The following is an 18,817-nucleotide window of genomic DNA, read 5'->3' as shown; positions in this document are numbered from 1 at the left end:
ACAGAGGCGCCGCCTCTTGGCAATGGGGATTTTTGCTAAGACTATGGCAAATAGGGATGCCAAGACCAGGTAAATTGCTTGAAAAATGCGCCCGACTTATTTTCGCAATTTTTACACGCTAGAGGATAATTACCTGCAATCGTGGTTTATCCACCGAAGAAAACTGACGGGGAAGAAGGGGGGTTATAACTTAGGTTCCCGGGAGCAGTTCTCGAAGTAGGTGATAAATATGAGTTCTTTGAAAAGGGAATATTGAGGGAACAAGGTTAACTCAATCAGTTCTCTTCTTAGGCTCATCAAAAGAATTGAAAAAACCTAAGCCTAGCGGTAAAATGTCAATATGGAAAAACTGAAAAATTGGAAAAAAGATAACGAGAAATTAGAAGTTAGCCTAAAAAAGGGTATACCAAATAAACCTCACCTTAACTACCAAATTATGTAAGAAAGATGAGGTATTTTAAAGGCTGCCAATTAGAAGAAAAAACTAACCTCTCCTCTCAGGCGGTGTGTACAGTTGCTTGGTCTTTAGTAGCATAAAGACCAACCGTACCAGTTTTCGGGCAGTTAAGACGAGAGCACGTTTGTGATGATGCTTGAATGCTTGGGCATATTTTTCGGCGTAAAAAGCAGCATACTCACTGTCATATCGACGAACGAGGTTAGCTGCCTGTATTAGATAATACCTCAGATATTTATTGCCTGTACGAACTCGCTTGGTTTCCTCACTTTCAAACTCTCCCGATTGGTACTGAGACCAAACAAGTCCAGCATACTTAGCAAGAGAATTGTGGTGAGAAAAGCGAGCGATATCGCCAATTTCGGCGATAATACCGGCGGCAAAGACCGGCCCAATCCCTTTCACAGATGATAAGGTTTCGGGAATGGACTTCATGATTTTTTCAATCTCTTTATCCAGTTTGGCAATTTCTTTTTCCATAGTCTGAATAACACTGAGCATAACGGATAATGAGAGATTAACAGGATCAGCCATAGCTTTATCAAGACGATAAGACGAGCGGGCAAGTTTTTGCAAGAAAGAAGCCAATTGCTCCGGATCGTCAAAGCGATTCTTCCCTTTTTCCTTCAAAAAGTCTACTAACTCTGTAATGGACATAGAGACAATCTGTTCAGGTTCAAGTTCTTGCAAAACAGCTAAACAAGTAGAGCCAAACATATTGGAAAAGGGATTATCTTGGCGAAGCCCACTAAATTTCAAAAAGACTTGATTGAGAAAGTAGGTTTTATCGCGGGCGATATTTTGCATAAGGTGAAAGCGGGTTCGGGTCAAACGCTGGAGAGCCTCAAATTGAATAGTAGAAGTCAACTCATGTGGAAGACGGCCAAACCGAAGTTGATCTGCAATCACCCAGGCATCAATGCGGTCGTTCTTAGGAAGAGTATCATAGCCTTTCTTAAAACGAGCCACTTTTCTAGCATTAAGGACAAAGACCTGAGCTTTGGAACCTTGGGTTTGATGGAGGTTAGCTTTAAGGAAATGAGCCAAATGCCAACCAAGATTCGAAGTGGCTTCCATGCCTACACGAATAAGTTCAGATTGAAGTTTTTGAGCCGATTGAAGAATACGTTCAAGTAGAGTTTGAGCGCCTATCAGGTTATTAGGAATGCTAAAAGATTCTAAAGCATCCCCACAATCATTCATGAACTGTACAGAATGAGAGCGGAGGCTAACGTCAATGCCTACCATAAGATTAGCCATAATCCACACCTCCCTTCGGATAAATAATCAAATACTTCTCAGACCTGGGTGCCCATGGGAACCATCTAAAGCAGCCTCGTCATCAGAACTCATGTACAGGAAACAGACAGTGTGGGTGCTACCCCCAGTTTCCAGACTGGTGCAACTAGCGGTTAGATACTCGATGATGGACCACGGGTAGCCGGCTTTCTACAGCAGTATCCAGTGTGGATCCGCAAGGAGGAGAAGAAATCTCCCGAAAAGTACCTGTCGATCCCATTGTCCCATGAGCAAGTCCAAGATTCAAGGTAGGTAATGAGTAAAAAAGGCAGTAAAAAACCAGCCAGCGACAGGGAGCATATACATACTCCGGCTGGCCGGTTTCAATCACTGTTGAATTGTAGCAACTCTGGAATTGGGCCTGTGCCCCGGGCGTATCAAATTGACGCCAAAGTAAGAATTGCTGACTTCAATCAGTGTTCTTATTCAGTTGAAGTTTATTAATCCATTCTGAAAAAGCGATCTTTAACCATAGAAGGAATTAACCACAACCTATAACCGCGCGCATTACAGGCTGAATGTGGATAATATTTCGGGGTAAAAAGAGCTTCTTCAGAATTGGGAACCGGTTCCCCGGAATATGTGTTTCCTTACTGGAAATTACGCTATCCGGTGGATCTAATTCTATTATACGAGGAGGCAATCGAATGAAAAAGACAATGGTAATTATTCTGGCGCTGGTTTTCGTGCTCGGCCTTGCCGGCACCGCTTTCGCAGCCGGCCCGTTCGCCGATGTTCCCGCCAAACACTGGGCCTATGACGCCGTCAGCAGCTTGGCCAAAGCCGGCATTATCGACGGCTACGGCGACGGCACCTTCCGGGGTGACCGGACGATGACCCGCTACGAAATGGCTCAGCTCGTTGGTCGCGCTATTGAGAAAGAAGACAAAGCCGATGCCCAGCAAAAAGCTATGATCCACAAATTGGCTACTGAGTTCGCAGCCGAACTGAACAACCTCGGCGTTCGCGTAACTGCCATTGAAAACCAAGTGGGTAAAGTTAAAATTAGCGGTGAGGCTCGCATTCGCTGGGTGCAAAACTTTAAGAATAATGCTCCCAACGACAGTACTTTTAACGAACGTTTCCAAATCAACATGAACGCCAAGGTAAACGACAGCACTAGCTTCTATGGCCGTCTTCAAATGCTGAACTACTATGAACTGGGTACTACCGACACCGCCCCTGCCCAAGGCGCCCCCACCGGCACTGTCGATACGCCCAAGGTCACTGATGCCGCTTTGACTACCCAAAATCTGTTTAACACCGGCATTGCCGCAACGTATGGACGGTTTAGCCAAAAAATCCTGGCTACCGGCTACTGGGCTGACACCACGGGTATGATCGACGGTATTAAATTGGATGCTGGCAACAAACTGAAAGTAACCGCTTCTTTTGCTAACTGGAATCCTGCTATAACCTATTATAAAGGTGGCGCAGGTATTGCAAGCATGGGCGATACTCTGTACTTGGGCGCTAATTATGCCAGCAGCAAAGCTACCACTTTCTACGGCGCGTACCTTAAATCCAAAGACGGTGACGGTCAGGTAGATGTTAAAGGTGTTGGTATTACCAGTTACCTAACGAAAAATTTGATGTTCTCCGGCGATTATGCTAAAAACGATGCGTTTGCTGGCCAACCGGCAGGTTACATCGCAGGACTTACTTACAGATCGTATAACCCGGCAGTACCAGGTACTTGGAATATTGTAGCCAATTACCGTAAATTTGAGACAGGCTGGAATTACAGCGGTATATCTACGGCCTGGTTATCTACTCTTGAAAATAGCGATATTAAAGCTTACATGTTAAACTTCAACTATGTCCCCGCTAAAAACATGTACATTAATACTATTTACTCCTTTAACGGTAAAACAGCAGACGGCTCTGCCGACAAACCTAACTATTTTAGAATCCAAGTCACTTCTCTGTTCTAATCGCAGGAAAAAGAGCGGATTTGGACGTACTATTCCTGTCAAGTAGTAGCAACAAAACAGCCTAAATGGTATGCCCTCTTAGTAGGCGGGAAGTATGATTAAAGCGTACAACTTGTTTACTAAGGGGGTATTTCAATAAAACGGACAAAATCTTTTGCTAAGATTTTATCCGTTTTATTTTGGGTAATGCTATTTTGTCAGCATATATAGTATCCAATAAAGATTTCTAGGCGTGTTGTTAGTATAAGCGTAAGTCAAGCGCCAGCGGTGGAGCGTTACTAACAACACGCCTAGAAAAAAATCTTTATTGGATTTTATATATTCATCATTAAGTGTATTAATTAAACTCTAGCTAGAAGTTTATGTCCAACTGGGTAGTAATGGTATTTTTATAGCTTTTGTTGTTGTAAATATCATAGGCGAAAATCACGGAAGCGTTCGGCGCAAAGCTATAAGCGAAACCGACGTTGGTTGCTCCTAATGCGCTTTTGCCGCCTTGATGATCTATTGCTACCCACCATTTATCATTTAGTTGTTTATCAATGCTGGCTAAAATCATTTTGTTGTCAGAGCCCAGGGCTGCTTCCCTGCCGACACCGTAACCCAACGCAAATCGGGTGCCATCCTTTATTATTTTACTGGCCAGTACATATTTGACTTCCTGGTTTGTGGCATTTGACGTACCCACATTATATACGCCTGCAACTACATTTACGTTTGTAGCCGCATTATTGAGCAGATTGAATTTAGCGTTAAAATACAAAGGATTGGACGGTTGCGAAGCGATATAGTCGATACCATACTCGAAGTTCTTACGTCCCCAGGTCAAACCGTAATCAGGAGTGGTAAAAGCGCCGGTTGTTCCATTCGGCTTAACCGTAGAATAATTGTCGATGCCCAAATGAGTCTTATCCGCAGGCTGTATATCGGTGGACGGTATCCAGATAATGGTGGACGGGGTAGCCGAAACGGGCAATATCAGAGCACATGTAAGTAACAAGGTGATAAGTAAAATTTTTTTCATAGGAAGCCTCCTCATATTGTTTAGGTTCATGTCCCAATTGACTAGCTTTGCCTGCTGTGGGTAGTCTCCTTTTACATCACCTCCAAAAAAATAGGAGTCTTTGGCTTTAAACGCCCAAGACTCCTTTGTCTCATTGCTCTGTAAGATTATTTTATGGATATATGTGTATATTACCTTATAATTATGAAAAACTGATGAAGGACTTGTGAATATATTATGAATAAGTTATGAATTTTATTAAAACTATAAAATTTCCTCGACCTATAATTATTTGTTAGACAACTGGAATGGATCGCGTTTTAAATTAACACAAATTTTTCATAATTTATTCATGACTTTTTCATATTTAGTCTCTAAAATATAAAGAGTGTATAAATTTGATATAAGAATTGGAGGAGGCTGTATAGTGCAATACTCAGCAGTTATTGTAGATGACGACGAAAAATTAACGAAACTGTTGCAGACGTATTTTGAAAAAGAGGGATTCATCACCGGGGTAGCCCATGAAGGCTTTGAGGCAATGAAGCTGATAAGAGAGAAGAAACCGGATATTATTATTTTGGATCTGATGCTCCCGGGTATCGACGGCTGGGAGATTTGCCGGCGGGTGCGAAGAGAGACGGATATTCCGATACTGATGCTCACGGCACGGGATGAAGAAACTGACCGATTGATAGGCCTGGAAATGGGCGCTGATGATTATGTAACTAAGCCGTTCAGCCCACGGGAAGTAGTGGCGCGCGCCAAAGTCATTCTGCGGCGTTCCAAGAAGTCCGCCGCAGTGAAAGCGGAGGCCATCAAAATTGGTAATCTTTCGATCAACTATGAGCGCCATGAGATAAGGAAGGATGGTGAACTGGTAGATGTTACCCCCACGGAATTTAAGATTGTAGAACTTCTGACTACAAACCCGGGGCGTGTGTATAGCCGACTGCATATCGTCGAATTTATTCAGGATTATGCGTTCGATGGTTACGAGCGAACCATTGATGCCCATATCAAAAATCTCAGACGTAAACTGGAGGATAATCCGAAAGAACCGCAATACATTATAACGGTTTATGGCGTCGGCTACAAATTTGCCGGCGGTGATCGTGATGCATAGCATCACTTACCGCATCACCGGTCTGATGTTCCTGCTCGTTGCCATTACGGTAGCCGGCTTGACATATCTTGCCAACTGGCAGATGGAAAATTTGTTTCAAGATTACCTCCAAACGATGCAAATCGGTATTCAAGAAGGCGGCCGTATGATGGTGGGAGTCATAGGGTTACCGGAAAAGGAGTTTTTAGCGTCTGTACATGAAGCTTTGATCTGGGTCGGTACCGGCATCCTTATATTTGGTCTCTTCGTCAGCCATGCACTGGCACGCAGCATCACTGTCCCGTTGCTCAAACTGAATTCAGCCGTAGAGAAAATTGCTCGGGGGGAATTTGGCCAAAAAGTAGATATTAACGCCAAAGATGAGGTAGGAAAGCTAGCTGCCGCCTTCAATCAAATGGCGGAAATCTTGGTGGCTAACAATCAGCTTAGGCAGCGGCTGTTGGCCGATATAGCTCATGAACTCAAAACACCGCTTGCCGTCATCCAGGGAAACCTGGAAGGAATGCTCGACGGCGTGATCGAACCGGACAAAGAACAACTACAATCCCTGTATGAGGAAACGATACAGCTAAATATCCTGATCAAAGACCTGCGGGATTTATCATTAGCGGAAGCAGGCCAGCTTAGACTGGAGAAACAACCCACCGATGTCAATCAAATCATCGTCCGGGCCTCAGGCATGCTGAAACCGCTGGCTGATGAAAAAGACATCAACCTGGTTAATGAGTTGGGAGAACTGCCAAACATTTCAGTTGACGCAGGACGTATTAATCAGGTGCTGTATAACCTGCTAACCAACGCCTTGCGGTATACGCCTCAGAACGGCATTATACGTGTAACCACCCGGACCGAGAAAGTGGATGGGCGGGACTGGGTAGTGATTTCCGTCGAAGATACTGGGAGCGGTATCGCTGAACAAGACCTCCCGTATATTTTCAATCACTTCTACCGTGCGGACAAATCGCGGACAAGGGCCAGCGGCGGGTCGGGTATAGGCCTTGCCATCGTGAAGCAGCTTGTCGACATTCACGATGGGCGGGTGTTTGTTACCAGTAAATTGGGCGAGGGAACGACATTCAAAATTTACCTGCCTGCATATACGCAGGATTCATCTTTTCTTTAACCCGGCCAACCGGGTCTTTTTTGGCAGCCTTTTGCGGTAATATTCATCAGTTCTTCGCAACTTCTTCATAACTTCTTCATATGTAAGGTGTATAGTAATAGACATAATTGGGAGGATACATACCCTGAAGGGGGCAGAAATCTATTTCCCGCGTCCGGCAGTCATACTGCAAGAAATTTAAGAAAATGTGGAGGTATCTCAGCGATGACAAAAAGTAAAGTGGTACTTGGAATTTTGGCTATGACCGTAGTTTTAGCAGTAGCGTCTGGCTGCGGTTCCAACGACAAGCCGGCGGCGCAGCAGCCTGCCAGCCAGCAGCAAGCGTCCGGTCATGACGGACATAGCATGGCTATGCCGAAAGAGGATCCGATGCCCATGATGAAAGATATGGATAAAGACCTGCAGGATATTATGAAACAGGTAAAAGCCGGCCAAACCATGGAAGTCCAAAAGACCACCGATCATTTGGTGAGCACAACAAACAAAGTCATGTCTCATATGATGGATAATGGTTTAAAAGACAATTTGCGTAAAGCGGCAGCCGATATTAAAGACAACGTAAACTCCGGTAAAATGGACCCCAGTGTAATGGAAAGCAAAGTGAAAACGATGCAGGAAATCATGAAACAAACCACCAGTCACCTGCAGAGCATGAGCCATTAAGCGATTTGGGGCAGTACGCGTAGAAATAAGGAGAGCATAGAAAAGTGCGTCTGTATGATAGACGCACTTTTTCTATGTATTTTGGTTAATGAGTATGTTCTTTACCATCCGCATGAGTATGGGTAGTTCCTTGCGGTTGGTTTGCGGCCGGCTCTTTATCCGGCTCCGCCGTAACCGGCTTGCCATGATCATGAGGTTGGCTGTTGTCGTGGTTGTGACCCGCGTCTTCATATTTCACCGCGCTGCCGCCGATACCGTAATCATAAACTAAGTGTCCGCCCCAGTGAGCTCCATATAGCATGGTAGAAACTCCGAGTAAGCCTATCATAAAGTATGCAGCCAGACTGGCTTTGGCAGTGGGGAGCGTGCTTCTTTTGATAGAACGCCAAATGAAGAGTATCATCTTCATCAGAATTTCATAATTTCTTCATAAGAAATACAAAAGTATGCTTTATAATATAGCACATAACAAGCCGTGAACGATAACAGCCCCGGCTGGAGTTTAAGTCTCCCTAGCTGATAAGTAGCCGGGGCTTTCATATAGATGTCACTTCCGCGCCTGGCATTTACGCTGGGCTTTTTTAGTTTTATCCTCATGCGTACACTTTTGCGGCGGTATGCCGAGACAGCCATCAAGCAAAGCAGTTATCTGAAAAAAGTTGATGAGGTCAGCGGTAAGAATGGCTTTAAGCTGGCCATAAGGGCGATGCCGTACCTACCGTCGGGAATTGTGACCGCGTTGGGAGCGGTCAGCAGTATCTCGTTATGGGATTATTTCCTTGCCAATCTGATTGGGAAATTTCCGTCCACTGCGCTGGAAGTTCTCATTGGGCATGACGCTGTAAATTATGAAAAAAATATGGGGCGGCTGAGACTGATGATCGCCGCGGTAGCGCTCGTCTACCTTGGGGTATGGTGGCGAAACCGGAGACGGCAGGCTGCTGATCTAATCTAACGAAATAACATGAGTTCTTCACAATGTGTTCATAAATTCTTCATATGTGTCTGATATCATGAAAACAAAAGGAGGGGTTATTCATGGAATGGAAAGACATCTTCTATTATGTAGTACTTGGCGGTTTTCTGTTTTTAATGATGCGGGGCGGTGGCTGCTGCGGCGGGCACGGGCACAAGCATCAGGAGAACAAGGCTGATGAAAATAACAAAAATGGGGAAAATACAAACAATAAGCCAAAAAGCTGCCACTAAGAAGCAGTATTTGGGGGGATTCGCATGAGTAAATTGGTTGTCAAAGTAGCGGGCATGTCCTGCGCTTCCTGCGCGGCCCGAATTGAGAAAAGTTTAGCGGCTCTGGACGGCGTCCAGGCCGCTAATGTCAATTTTGCCATGGAACGGCTGACGGTAGAATTTGACCCCCGGGCAACGAATGCCGACGCCATCGTCAAAAAAGTAAAAGATACCGGTTACGAGGTTGTAACGCAAAAACAGGAATTCAATCTACGGGAGATGTCTTGCGCCGCCTGCGCGACGCGCATTGAGCGAGCCGTAGCCAAGCTGCCCGGGAGAAGGCAAGATGGTCGGCATGATCGGCGACGGTATTAACGACGCACCTGCCTTGGTTACTGCCGATGTGGGCATCGCCATGGGCACCGGCACGGACGTGGCCATTGAAGCCGGCGAGGTGACGCTGATGAGCGGGGATTTGCGCGGCATTGTGGCAGCCATCCGCCTGAGCCGCGCTGAAATTACAGCGGCGGCTTATTTTGAAAGGAAATACATTTAAGGATTATCTACCGATGAAATTCTGTACAACATACACCGATCCCCACCTCTGTATAATTCGGGCTTAATATGTTGGCACGGTGTCCGGGGCTGTTCATAAATGCCTGTTCTGCCGCGGCGACGCTGCGGTTGATCGCCGGATTTTCGCCGGCATAGCGGAAACTGATACCGGCCGCTCGCATACGGTCAAAGGGGGACTGTCCATCCGGATTTTCATGGGCAAAGTAATTGCGGTTAATCATATCCTGTCCATGGGCTCTGGCTACTTTGACAATATCCATGTTGAGCTTCAGAGCCGGGAGGCCGTTTGCTTGCCGGTCGGCGTTCAAGAGGTCAAAGGCGCTTTTTTCATCAGCGGTCAAGCCGGCAGATACGGCAGCGGATGGGGACGCGGCTTGGGACGAAGATACTTGTGTTTCTGTAGTAGAGCTTTTGGCCGGGCTTTCACTTGCAGTCGCTTTAGAACCGGAGTCGGTGAGAGCGCTGATGAGGCCAATGGCCACTAGGCCTCCGAGGATTGACTTGTTCACCGGGGTGCTATCGGCAGCAGTTTCTTGCGTTTCCTCGGTAATAGGGGCGGCTGACACTTTTGCGGCTGCGATCCCATCCAGGAAAGTGAGGCTAAGCGTTATCGCCGGCGCGCCGGAAACCAGTTTTCGCATCATCTTGTTGTAATGCATGTAAACCACCTTTCCAAGTATGATCAGGTTCATCCGGGTCGCGTTATAATATTTGACTTTGGCGCCGGAAAAACCTGTGGCAAGGATTTCATAATCGACAGCCTGAAAATAGATAGTATCCAATAAAGATTTACAGGCGTGTTGCTAGTATAAGCGTAAGTCAAGCGCCAGCGGTGGAGCGTTACTAACAACACGCCTGGGAAAAAATCTTTATTGGATTTCATATAGCAATTAAAAAATGGCAAATTACATTACTTCTTCATAATCTCTTCATAAGATTTTCATATTCTTTTGTTATACTAGGTCCAGTAAAACATGCGGAGGGATGAAATGTGAAAAAGTGGCTAGTGATTGGATTAACCCTGCTGGTGGTGGCTTTTGGCGCATCCTACGTATTTGCCGCAACACCGGAAACTCCGGCACCTGGGAACGGCAGTTTCAATGCGGAACAGATGATCGATGCCTGCAAGCAGGTCGTAAATAATTTGGTTAAAGAGGGCACGCTGACGCCGGATCAGGGTAAAGCAATGAACGAGATGATGAAAGACAAGATGGGGAACAATTCGAATATGATGGGGCAAGGTACTGCTCAAGGGACGCCCTGCCATGACAATGGCAAAACCAAATAAGCGCAAAAGATAGAGCGAAGGCGCGGCTCTGCCCGCGCCTTTCGATTTGGTTTCATGATGTGGATGCTGGATAGAGGTAATGGAAGGTAACAAATTGGAACAGGAGTGAGATATATGCATCCAATATTATTTACTATTGGCGGCTTCGAAGTGCGGGCCTGGGGTGTGATGGCAGCCTTCGGCATAATCGCCGGGCTGCTTATAGCCATTCGTGTTGCCCGTAAAACCGAGTTTACCGAGGAAATACTGACTGATTATCTGCTATACGGCGTAGTGGCCGGCATCCTAGGCGCCCGGGCTTGGGAAGTCATTTTCAGTTGGGAGAATTTCGCCGCCAACCCGCTGCATGCCTTGATGTTTTGGGAAGGCGGACTTTCGATTCAGGGAGCTGTCGTGGCCAATGTTCTTGTAGCTTGGTGGTATTTCCGGAAAAAGAAATTATCCTTTACCCGCTTTGCGGATATTGGCGCGCCGGGATTGATGATCGGGCAGGCGATAGGCCGGATTGGCTGTTTGCTCAACGGCGACGCTTACGGAAAACCGACCGACGCGTGGTTTGGCGTAATCTATCAACCAGGTACGCCCGCTTTTAATGCCTGGGGCGCTGTTCCGCTGATACCGGCTGAACTGTTTGAGGCTGTGCTTGATTTCGGGATCTTGGCGGGACTGCTTTATTTATATCCGCGGAAGCAGTTTGACGGGCAAGTGGTACTTACCTATTTCATCGCTTATTCGCTGGCGCGTTTTGGGCTGGAGTTTTTCCGATCGGACAGCCTCATCATCGGCGGCTTAAAGGCTGCTCAAGTTACCGCTTTACTTACAGCGGCGATTGCATGCGGAATCTTTGTTTGGCTTAAATCACGGCAGATGAAAGTCCGTACTGCTTCAGTGCGATAGGAGGGGGTTAAATATGTACGAATACGGTTATTGGAAAGTTGTGGCGATAAATTCACTATTGTTTATCATATTTGCATTTAGCTTTACCCGGCCGCGCAGGGTAAGAGACTGGCGCACCTTCGGCACTTTTTCGGCGTTTATCGTGGCTCTTTTTACCGAGATGTATGGGTTTCCTTTGACGATTTATCTATTATCCGGCTGGTTAGGGAGCCGGTATCCCGGCCTGGATCCGTTTTCTCACCAAGCGGGCCATCTCTGGTACACGGTATTGGGATTAACCGGTGATCCCCATGGGATGATACTGCATCAAATCAGCGAATGGATGATCTGGGGCGGGCTGATTTTCCTGGCCATTACCTGGCGGTTTTTATATCAGGCGCAGCGCCAGGGTGTGGTAGCCACTACCGGTCCTTACCGGTATGTACGGCATCCGCAGTATATCGCTTTCATTGCTATTCTTGCCGGCTTTGTGCTGCAGTGGCCGACAGTCATAACGGTGCTCATGTTCCCGATTCTGACCGCGATGTATATCCGGCTGGCAAAACTCGAAGAAAATGAGGCCTTAGTCATGTTCGGTGATGAGTATGCAAAGTACATGAAAAAAACGCCGGCTTTCTGGCCGATCCCGGTGAAGAAGGACCTTTTGAAAAAAGCATAGGTTCTTCACTGCTTCTTCACACGTTTTTCATAAAAACATGGTAGAATTTATGTAAAGGTTAACTCTTCTCATTGGAGGTTGAAACATGAAAAATATAGGTGTATGGATCGTATTAGCGTTGGTAGCAATACTGGCAATCACAGGCATATCCAGCTATAACGGGCTTGTCGGTATGAATGAAGCGGTAAACGGTAAATGGAGTCAGGTGGAAAACCAACTGCAACGCCGTGCCGATTTAATTCCGAATTTGGTCAGCACGGTGAAAGGCTATGCCGCTCATGAGCAGCAGGCCATTCAGGCAGTCGCCGATGCGAGAGCTAAACTCGCCGGCGCACAAGGGCCGGCTGCCAAAGCGCAGGCTGACGGCGAACTGAACAATGCGCTCAGCCGTCTGCTGGTGATTGCTGAAAATTACCCGAATCTGAAAGCGGATGCCAACTTCCGCCAATTGATGGATGAGCTTTCCGGCACTGAAAACCGTATCGCTGTGGCGCGGAAGGACTATAACGACAGCGTGCAGGTATTCAACACCAGGATCCGGTCATTCCCTTCCAATTTATTTGCCGGAATGCTGGGCTTCACCGCTAAGGAATACTTTAAAGCCGATGAGGGATCAAAACAGGTCCCGCAGGTTAAGTTTTAACAGTCTGGTGATGGGGGGCGGAGATAATGCGTAAATGGCTAGCCGGGCTGTTTGCAGCCATGTATCTAATTGTCGGCGCGGTGGCGGCGGCCCAGCCTAAAATTCCGCCCGCGCCGGCGAACGGTATCTATATCCAGGATTACGCCGGGGTTGTCAGGGATGATATCAAACCGAAAATTAACAGTCTGGGAGCTAAGCTTGCCGCAGCAACCAAAGCACAGGTAGTAGTAGTAACCGTCAAGTCATTGGAAGGGGTGCCGATCGAGGAGTATGCGCTCACCCTTCTCCGGGAGTGGGGAATCGGCGATAAAAAGCTGAATAATGGCGTATTGATACTGGTCGCGGTGAATGACCGCCAGTCCCGGATTGAGGTTGGTTACGGGCTTGAGGGAATTCTGCCTGATGCCAAGACGGGCCGAATTCAGGATGAGTTTATGATTTCCTACTTCGATCAGGGAGATTTTAGCCGCGGCATTTATAACGGCTATAAAGCAATTGCCGGTGAAGTCGCGAAAGAATATAACGTGGATATTCAGCTAGGCAGCAAGCCGGTCGGAAAAATTAAGAACGAGAGGTCGGCAGGCCCATCCTGGTGGGATGGGCTACCCTGGTGGACCCAGGTTGCCGTGGGCGCCGGAGTAGTGGCGTTGCTCACCGTCGATTGGCTGTTTTTCGGTGGTACCTTTACCTTCCTAATATTGGCCTTGTTCCGTGGACGAGGCGGAAGCGGGGGATACGGCGGCGGATCAGGCGGTGGCGGCGGTTCCAGTCGAAAATGGTAATCCGTGTCTTAGGGGGCGGAGCAGGGGGAATATGAGTGCCTACTACATGTAGAGAGTAAAGCAAGCGCTATGCCCGCACTGCTGCATGGTGGCTTGTTTACATACAACATAGCGAGGGAAGGGGGGCCGTTGAACCAATTTATTCAATGCCGAATCCGAAAGGTACGGAGGAACCAATCGTAGGGGTGAAGCCATTTTTGGCGGGGGGTGCCTTAACCCTAACCCGACAGCTAACTCCGGAGGCAAGAAAGGCGGTTTGCTTTGAAAAAATGGTTATCACGTTTTCTGGCGATTTGTTTCTTGTCACTTGTTTTCTATCTGCCGGCCGGACAAGTTGAAGCTGCTGACGTTCTGCGTCAAGGGGACACCGGACAAGAGGTGGTTTTTTTGCAAGAACGTCTGCGCCAGCTGCAGTATAATGTGTTTGTCGACGGTGTTTTCGGTCCGGGTACCGAGGCGGCGGTAATGGAGTTTCAGTTGGATAACGGCATTGCGAGTGATGGCATTGTTGGCGCAGGTACTTGGGAAGCGTTGCGGACGGCCGGACCGAAAACGAGTCGTGGCCGGAACAATGGCCTGCTGATTGAGAGCATCATCCAAACGGCAAAACGTTATCAAGGGGTGCCTTATCTTTGGGGCGGGACTACACCGAATGGTTTTGACTGCTCAGGTTTTACCCAGTACGTATTTGGTCTGAACGGTATTCGCCTGCCGCGTACTGCGGATCTGCAGTATGAACTCGGGGTTCCGGTGAGATACGATCAATTGCAGCCTGGCGATTTAGTGTATTTCTCTACTTATGAGCCCGGGCCATCCCATAACGGAATTTATATCGGAGACGGTAAGTTCATCAGTGCTACGTCCAGCCGTGGAGTGACGATAGCCAACATGACGAGTTCCTACTGGGGGCCTCGCTATATAGGGGCAAAACGGATTCTACGCTAATCAAGGGAAAAGCCGGTTTTTAAGCCGGCTTTTCGTTTTAGATATATAAAAAGTGTAGGGGAGGCATAGCCTCCCCCTTATGTTTGAATATCGATTTCGGTTCCGCGATTCGAGCTTGAATTTTTGGCGCAGCTTGTGGCGAGCGATTATCCGTGGTGACCGGAATGGCCGCCGGCATCATCTTTCTTTTTGGTATCGGGCTGCTGCTGAGACTGATCCTGCGTGGTTGTCTGCTCTGCCGCGTAGACCGGCAGGATTACCGGACTGATTACGGCATTGGCGATAAAGAGGCCAAGTACCAAAGCAAAAAAGGTAGAAGCAAGGCATTTTTTCATGGACATACTCCATGAAAGTTTTGAACAGTTTAGTTGTGGTCGTTGCAGTCAGGCGAAATACTGTGGTAAAAAGCTACCGTCTCGGCATAGGAAGCCGAAACGATGCCCTGATTGCCGAAGAGACATATCAATGTCGGGAAAACCAAAATCGCCGCAAACATAAAAATAAGGGTTCGCTTTTTCATTACCAAATCCTCATTTAATTTCCATCTGCCTATACAATATCAGGAAAATATGTATAAGTGATGAAGAAATCAAAAAAACGTTGTGAAAATTCCAATTTTTTAAATGACGGCGCTTACAAATGCCGCTGTATTTGTATTTTTCTACGGAACTTCCGATGATTATATTTTTCATGGCAATTTTCTTTTAAATTCAACACATTTTCATAGCTTCTTCATCAGTTCTTCATAACTTTTCGATATAGTATATTCAAGCGCTTTTCAGCGAGTGGTTTCGCTCAAAGCTATTACATCAGCAAGTGGGGGGATGGCAATGCAGCATCACGATCAACAGGATCCCAATACAATGGTTCAGGTCTACAGTCCGTTTCAATCCATGATTTTAACTATTTTAAAATGGGGCGCCTATGCTGCGGCATTCATTGCCATGATGTATATCATGCATAGCCATCAATAAATAACGCAGTTTTGCCCAACCTGTGGTAAAACCACAGGTGATTAATCGAAAGGAGGAGATGAAATGAAAAGTAAAGCGACCGATACCATTCAGTCGTCCCATCGGGATTGTAGCAAGGAACATTCCGGTTTAAAACATTTAGGGATGATGTTCATCTGCTGCCTGGTGCCGCTAGCGGCAGCATTCATATTAAAACAGTTGGGTTATACAGGTATAGCCAGCTATTTAGTCTTGCTTCTCTGCCCGATCATGCATCTTTTCATGATGAAGGGCATGTTCAAAGATCAAGCGGAGCCGCAGTCCAATATTGAAAACAAAAACTCCTAGGAGGAAGTCATGGATAATTTGGTTATACAGGCTTATGAGAAAGCGGACACCAAAAACCTGTATGCAATAACGAGAATACTGGAATTACTGCTCAAAAGACGCTATACAACTGTGGATCCCCGTTTTCAGATTACGACCCGTCAGGTGGAGTGCATCCTGCGAAACAACGGCCTGACCTATTCCATCGGTGGGTAGTTGCGCGGTCTGGGCCGCGCAACTACATAAAGCTTCCGGACAGGAAGCTAATGTAGTTCATATCATTCCAAGGAGGTAAAAGAATGAGTGCACAAAGGCGTAGCAAGCGAACCGGACTGTTTGCATCCATGGTAATTTCCGGTTTAGTCCTCTCCAGTAGCTGGACGTACGTATTTGCCGCAGAGCAGCCATTGACGCTGCAGGAGATTGTGAACACCGCTGTTAAAAACAACCCGGCGGTTGTGGAGACAGAAAAACGGTGGGAAGAAAAAATCAGCCGGATCCCATCAGTCACAGCGCAGCCCAACCCGAAAGTCGGCATCATGAAAGATGAAATTCCGACCACAAGTTTAAATCCGGGACAAGGCGTGATGACGGAATTGAGTCTAAGCCAGGAGATCATGAACCCGGCGAAGCTTAAGGTCATGGGCAAGATGGCGGAAAATGAGGCGTATATGACTAAAGCCGGCTGGAGCGACAAACAGGTTGAGATCTATTCACAGGCTAAGCAGGCTTACTACGATTATCTTTATGCCAAACAGGCGCTGGTGATTGGCAAAGAAACCCAGCAATTGATGGGGCAGCTGGTCAATTTAGCGCAGGTCAATTATTCGACCGGCATGGTCCCACTCCAAGATACCTTGAAAGCCCAGACCGAGTTTTCCAAGATGACTTCCGACCTGTTAAACATGGCTTCCATGGAAGCGGTAGCTAAGGCCCGAATCAACAATATCATGGGACGCTCTACCGATACTGCCTACGAGGTGAAGGAAGAATTCACGGCTCCGCCGCCCAACTTTGACTTGGCAGGACTGGTAAAGACCGCGGTCGCGGAAAAGCCTTCTATCGCGGGAATGCAATACGGTCTCGCCATGGCGGAAAACGGATTGACTTTGGCCAAAAAACAACAGCTTCCTGATTATGAAGTACGTCTGGGTTATAAGAAAAATAGGGAGCCTATGGTGGAGCAGGATGAAATGGGAAATATAATGCTGGCCGACCGGAAACCGACCTGGAAAATTGAAGTGATGGCCATGATCCCCATCTGGCAAGGTAAAAACAAAGCCCAGATTAAAGCAGCCGAGGCTAGTCTGGAAGCTTCCCAAGCCGCGCTGCAGAATATGAAGAACATGACCGAACTGGATGTGCAGATGGCGCTTACCGAAGCGCAGGCAACCTGGCGGCAGATTGAACTCTACAAGAACACGATTATTCCCCAAGCCGAACAGACATACCAGGCGGCTGTTGTCAGTTACACCAACGGCAAAGTAGACATGATGACGGTTATTGAAAGTGTAAACACTCTTCGTAACGCCAAACTTGGCCTATATAAAGCCAAAGTTGATTATGAAAAAGCGATCGCCAATCTCGAAAAAGCAGTCGGCAAACCGCTTTTCACTGAAGCGGCTATCACAAAAGTAAATAAATAGGACTTGGGGAGGAACATATGGCAGACAGTATACGTACGAAAAAGCTCATCATTACGGGAGTAGCGATTGCCGTACTCGCAGGCGGCGGCTACGGATATTACAGCTACTCGCATAAATCGGCCGCTCCGGCAGCGACCGGACATGAGGGGCATGGAAACGCCGCACCCAGCATGTCTGTTATCGGCGACAAAGTGGTACTTGACGCGAAGGCGCGTCAACTCGCCGGGGTGCAGACCGCGACAGTGGAGAAGAAGGCGCTGACAAAAGAGATAAGGACTACCGGTAAGATCGCTCTTAATGAAACCGGCCGCGCCTATATTACGTCTCGCGTGATGGGACGTGTAGACGAACTGTACGTCAACGCGGAAGGAGAATATATCGCTCCCGGCCAGGCCATCGCGGCCGTATACAGCCCGGACTACATCGCCGCCCAGGAAGAATATATTCTGGCGATAGACACCGTCAATAAACTGAAAAGCGCCAGCCGTGACCTGGTGCAGGTGAATAACCGCCTGTTGGAAGCGGCCCGCCGCAAATTAGAACTCTTAGGAGTCTCTTCGGATGATATCGAGCATCTGGCGCATACGCGGCAACCCAGCACCCTGATGACGGTTCGGGCCCAATTCGGTGGAACGGTGCTGGAGAAGCAAGTCCTGCCTGGCGGATACATTATGGCCGGTGAAAAACTCTTCGCCATATCCGATCTGTCAACGGTATGGCTATATGCTGATCTCTATGAAAAAGATGTAGCGGCAGTTAAAGTAGGCCAGGAGGTTGCTGTCACGACGCCGGCGTATCCGGGAGAAACCTTTACCGGTTACGTAAGCTTCGTTAATGCTGTGCTGGACGATGCCACCCGCACGGTGAAAGTGCGGATAGAACTATCTAACCCCGAAGGTAAGCTGAAACCCAACATGTTTGCCAACGCAACAATTAATGTGCCGCTGGGCGAGACCCTCGTCATTCCGTCTTCCAGCCTGTTAGATACCGGCAAACGGAAAGTGGTCTTTATCGCCCAGGGCGAAGATACGTTTGTCAAACGGGACATCGTGACAGGTCAGGAAACGCAGGGATATATTCAGGTACTCTCCGGTCTCAATGAAGGCGACACTGTCGTGACTGCGGCTACCTTCCTGATCGATTCCCAGACCCAGTTAGGCAATTTCGGCAGCCATGCGGGTCATGGCGGTGGCAATAAGCCAGCTGCAACTCCTCCGGCGGCAGCGCCGCAAAGCATTCCTGCGCCTTCCGCCCAGCCTGCTGCCCCCCAGGCCAACGAGCATAGCGGTCACTCCGGTCATTAAGGGGG

24 protein-coding genes, 1 pseudogene and 1 riboswitch are annotated in these 18,817 nt (G+C 47.6%); of the genes and pseudogenes, 19 read left to right on the top strand and 6 right to left on the bottom strand.

Annotated elements, in window-relative coordinates; genetic code table 11:
- Nucleotides 1-484: 484 nt before the first annotated feature.
- Nucleotides 485-1,717 carry an IS110 family transposase gene (locus tag SCACP_RS14455; RefSeq protein WP_425058190.1) on the bottom strand — a complete coding sequence of 411 codons (1,233 nt, stop codon included), beginning with the start codon at nucleotides 1,715-1,717 and terminating at the stop codon, nucleotides 485-487.
- A 686-nt stretch (nucleotides 1,718-2,403) separates the two neighbouring features.
- Here SCACP_RS14455 and SCACP_RS14450 point away from each other — a divergent pair.
- Entirely contained in the window at nucleotides 2,404-3,690 is a 1,287-nt protein-coding gene (locus SCACP_RS14450) for an S-layer homology domain-containing protein (protein ID WP_425058189.1), read from the top strand.
- Between the two features lie 352 nt (nucleotides 3,691-4,042).
- Here SCACP_RS14450 and SCACP_RS14445 read toward each other — a convergent pair whose 3' ends face one another.
- Nucleotides 4,043-4,714 (bottom strand): hypothetical protein, encoded by a 672-nt coding sequence (locus SCACP_RS14445; RefSeq protein ID WP_425058188.1) that lies wholly within the window; start codon nucleotides 4,712-4,714, stop codon nucleotides 4,043-4,045.
- Between the two features lie 403 nt (nucleotides 4,715-5,117).
- Between SCACP_RS14445 and SCACP_RS14440 the strand changes: the two genes are divergently transcribed.
- From SCACP_RS14440 to SCACP_RS14430, 3 genes are all read left to right on the top strand, one after another.
- Complete coding sequence (locus tag SCACP_RS14440; protein ID WP_425061417.1) at nucleotides 5,118-5,819, top strand: response regulator; 702 nt, start codon at nucleotides 5,118-5,120, stop codon at nucleotides 5,817-5,819.
- Complete coding sequence (locus SCACP_RS14435) at nucleotides 5,812-6,942, top strand: sensor histidine kinase (protein WP_425061416.1); 1,131 nt, start codon at nucleotides 5,812-5,814, stop codon at nucleotides 6,940-6,942. Before SCACP_RS14440 ends, SCACP_RS14435 begins: the two co-directional genes overlap by 8 nt.
- 204 nt (nucleotides 6,943-7,146) lie before the next feature.
- On the top strand, nucleotides 7,147-7,605 hold the full coding sequence (locus tag SCACP_RS14430; RefSeq protein ID WP_425058187.1) for a hypothetical protein: 459 nt from the start codon (nucleotides 7,147-7,149) through the stop codon (nucleotides 7,603-7,605).
- A gap of 85 nt (nucleotides 7,606-7,690) precedes the next feature.
- Here SCACP_RS14430 and SCACP_RS14425 read toward each other — a convergent pair whose 3' ends face one another.
- Nucleotides 7,691-7,906 carry a hypothetical protein gene (locus tag SCACP_RS14425; protein ID WP_425058186.1) on the bottom strand — a complete coding sequence of 72 codons (216 nt, stop codon included), beginning with the start codon at nucleotides 7,904-7,906 and terminating at the stop codon, nucleotides 7,691-7,693.
- A gap of 243 nt (nucleotides 7,907-8,149) precedes the next feature.
- On the opposite strand from SCACP_RS14425, the gene SCACP_RS14420 reads away from it, so the two are divergent.
- The 4 genes and pseudogenes from SCACP_RS14420 to SCACP_RS14405 all read left to right on the top strand — a co-directional run.
- Nucleotides 8,150-8,560, top strand: a complete 411-nt coding sequence (locus SCACP_RS14420) for a TVP38/TMEM64 family protein (RefSeq protein ID WP_425058185.1) — start codon at nucleotides 8,150-8,152, stop codon at nucleotides 8,558-8,560.
- A gap of 83 nt (nucleotides 8,561-8,643) precedes the next feature.
- Nucleotides 8,644-8,814, top strand: a complete 171-nt coding sequence (locus SCACP_RS14415; protein WP_425058184.1) for a hypothetical protein — start codon at nucleotides 8,644-8,646, stop codon at nucleotides 8,812-8,814.
- Nucleotides 8,815-8,838: 24 nt separating this feature from the next.
- On the top strand, nucleotides 8,839-9,168 hold the full coding sequence (locus SCACP_RS14410) for a copper ion binding protein (protein ID WP_425058183.1): 330 nt from the start codon (nucleotides 8,839-8,841) through the stop codon (nucleotides 9,166-9,168).
- Nucleotides 9,131-9,313, top strand: a pseudogene (locus tag SCACP_RS14405) (HAD hydrolase family protein); the annotation flags it as partial. The gene SCACP_RS14410 and the pseudogene SCACP_RS14405, both read left to right, overlap by 38 nt.
- Before the next feature lie 43 nt (nucleotides 9,314-9,356).
- Here the strand turns inward: SCACP_RS14405 and SCACP_RS14400 are convergent.
- On the bottom strand, nucleotides 9,357-10,151 hold the full coding sequence (locus SCACP_RS14400) for a CAP domain-containing protein (protein ID WP_425058182.1): 795 nt from the start codon (nucleotides 10,149-10,151) through the stop codon (nucleotides 9,357-9,359).
- 209 nt (nucleotides 10,152-10,360) lie between these two features.
- Between SCACP_RS14400 and SCACP_RS14395 the strand changes: the two genes are divergently transcribed.
- The 6 genes from SCACP_RS14395 to SCACP_RS14370 all read left to right on the top strand — a co-directional run bounded on the left by SCACP_RS14395 (nucleotide 10,361) and on the right by SCACP_RS14370 (nucleotide 14,582).
- On the top strand, nucleotides 10,361-10,657 hold the full coding sequence (locus SCACP_RS14395; protein ID WP_425058181.1) for a DUF2680 domain-containing protein: 297 nt from the start codon (nucleotides 10,361-10,363) through the stop codon (nucleotides 10,655-10,657).
- A 114-nt stretch (nucleotides 10,658-10,771) separates the two neighbouring features.
- Complete coding sequence (lgt, locus tag SCACP_RS14390) at nucleotides 10,772-11,554, top strand: prolipoprotein diacylglyceryl transferase (protein ID WP_425058180.1); 783 nt, start codon at nucleotides 10,772-10,774, stop codon at nucleotides 11,552-11,554.
- Between the two features lie 13 nt (nucleotides 11,555-11,567).
- Nucleotides 11,568-12,212, top strand: coding sequence for a methyltransferase family protein (locus SCACP_RS14385; RefSeq protein ID WP_425058179.1), 645 nt, complete (start codon nucleotides 11,568-11,570; stop codon nucleotides 12,210-12,212).
- Between the two features lie 85 nt (nucleotides 12,213-12,297).
- Nucleotides 12,298-12,855 (top strand): LemA family protein, encoded by a 558-nt coding sequence (locus SCACP_RS14380; protein ID WP_425058178.1) that lies wholly within the window; start codon nucleotides 12,298-12,300, stop codon nucleotides 12,853-12,855.
- Nucleotides 12,856-12,881: 26 nt separating this feature from the next.
- The gene (locus SCACP_RS14375) at nucleotides 12,882-13,637 is read left to right on the top strand and encodes a TPM domain-containing protein (RefSeq protein ID WP_425058177.1); all 756 of its coding nucleotides are present in this window, start codon (nucleotides 12,882-12,884) and stop codon (nucleotides 13,635-13,637) included.
- Between the two features lie 137 nt (nucleotides 13,638-13,774).
- Nucleotides 13,775-13,897, top strand: a riboswitch (cyclic di-AMP (ydaO/yuaA leader).
- Nucleotides 13,898-13,937: 40 nt separating this feature from the next.
- Complete coding sequence (locus SCACP_RS14370) at nucleotides 13,938-14,582, top strand: NlpC/P60 family protein (RefSeq protein WP_425058176.1); 645 nt, start codon at nucleotides 13,938-13,940, stop codon at nucleotides 14,580-14,582.
- A 146-nt stretch (nucleotides 14,583-14,728) separates the two neighbouring features.
- Here SCACP_RS14370 and SCACP_RS14365 read toward each other — a convergent pair whose 3' ends face one another.
- Entirely contained in the window at nucleotides 14,729-14,923 is a 195-nt protein-coding gene (locus SCACP_RS14365) for a hypothetical protein (protein ID WP_425058175.1), read from the bottom strand.
- A 23-nt stretch (nucleotides 14,924-14,946) separates the two neighbouring features.
- Nucleotides 14,947-15,102, bottom strand: a complete 156-nt coding sequence (locus SCACP_RS14360; protein ID WP_425058174.1) for a hypothetical protein — start codon at nucleotides 15,100-15,102, stop codon at nucleotides 14,947-14,949.
- Between the two features lie 310 nt (nucleotides 15,103-15,412).
- On the opposite strand from SCACP_RS14360, the gene SCACP_RS14355 reads away from it, so the two are divergent.
- From SCACP_RS14355 to SCACP_RS14335, 5 genes are all read left to right on the top strand, one after another.
- Nucleotides 15,413-15,556, top strand: coding sequence for a hypothetical protein (locus tag SCACP_RS14355; RefSeq protein WP_425058173.1), 144 nt, complete (start codon nucleotides 15,413-15,415; stop codon nucleotides 15,554-15,556).
- A 63-nt stretch (nucleotides 15,557-15,619) separates the two neighbouring features.
- Complete coding sequence (locus tag SCACP_RS14350; protein ID WP_425058172.1) at nucleotides 15,620-15,883, top strand: DUF2933 domain-containing protein; 264 nt, start codon at nucleotides 15,620-15,622, stop codon at nucleotides 15,881-15,883.
- Nucleotides 15,884-15,892: 9 nt separating this feature from the next.
- On the top strand, nucleotides 15,893-16,078 hold the full coding sequence (locus SCACP_RS14345; protein ID WP_425058171.1) for a hypothetical protein: 186 nt from the start codon (nucleotides 15,893-15,895) through the stop codon (nucleotides 16,076-16,078).
- Between the two features lie 83 nt (nucleotides 16,079-16,161).
- Entirely contained in the window at nucleotides 16,162-17,508 is a 1,347-nt protein-coding gene (locus tag SCACP_RS14340; protein ID WP_425058170.1) for a TolC family protein, read from the top strand.
- A gap of 17 nt (nucleotides 17,509-17,525) precedes the next feature.
- Entirely contained in the window at nucleotides 17,526-18,812 is a 1,287-nt protein-coding gene (locus tag SCACP_RS14335; protein ID WP_425058169.1) for an efflux RND transporter periplasmic adaptor subunit, read from the top strand.
- Nucleotides 18,813-18,817 lie beyond the last annotated feature (5 nt).

It is taken from the genome of Sporomusaceae bacterium ACPt, assembly GCA_041428575.1.
GTDB lineage: Bacteria > Bacillota > Negativicutes > Sporomusales > Sporomusaceae > Sporomusa_D > Sporomusa_D carbonis.
The sequence above is the reverse complement of the archived record's forward strand: the minus strand, read 5'-3'. Positions and strand labels throughout refer to the sequence as shown.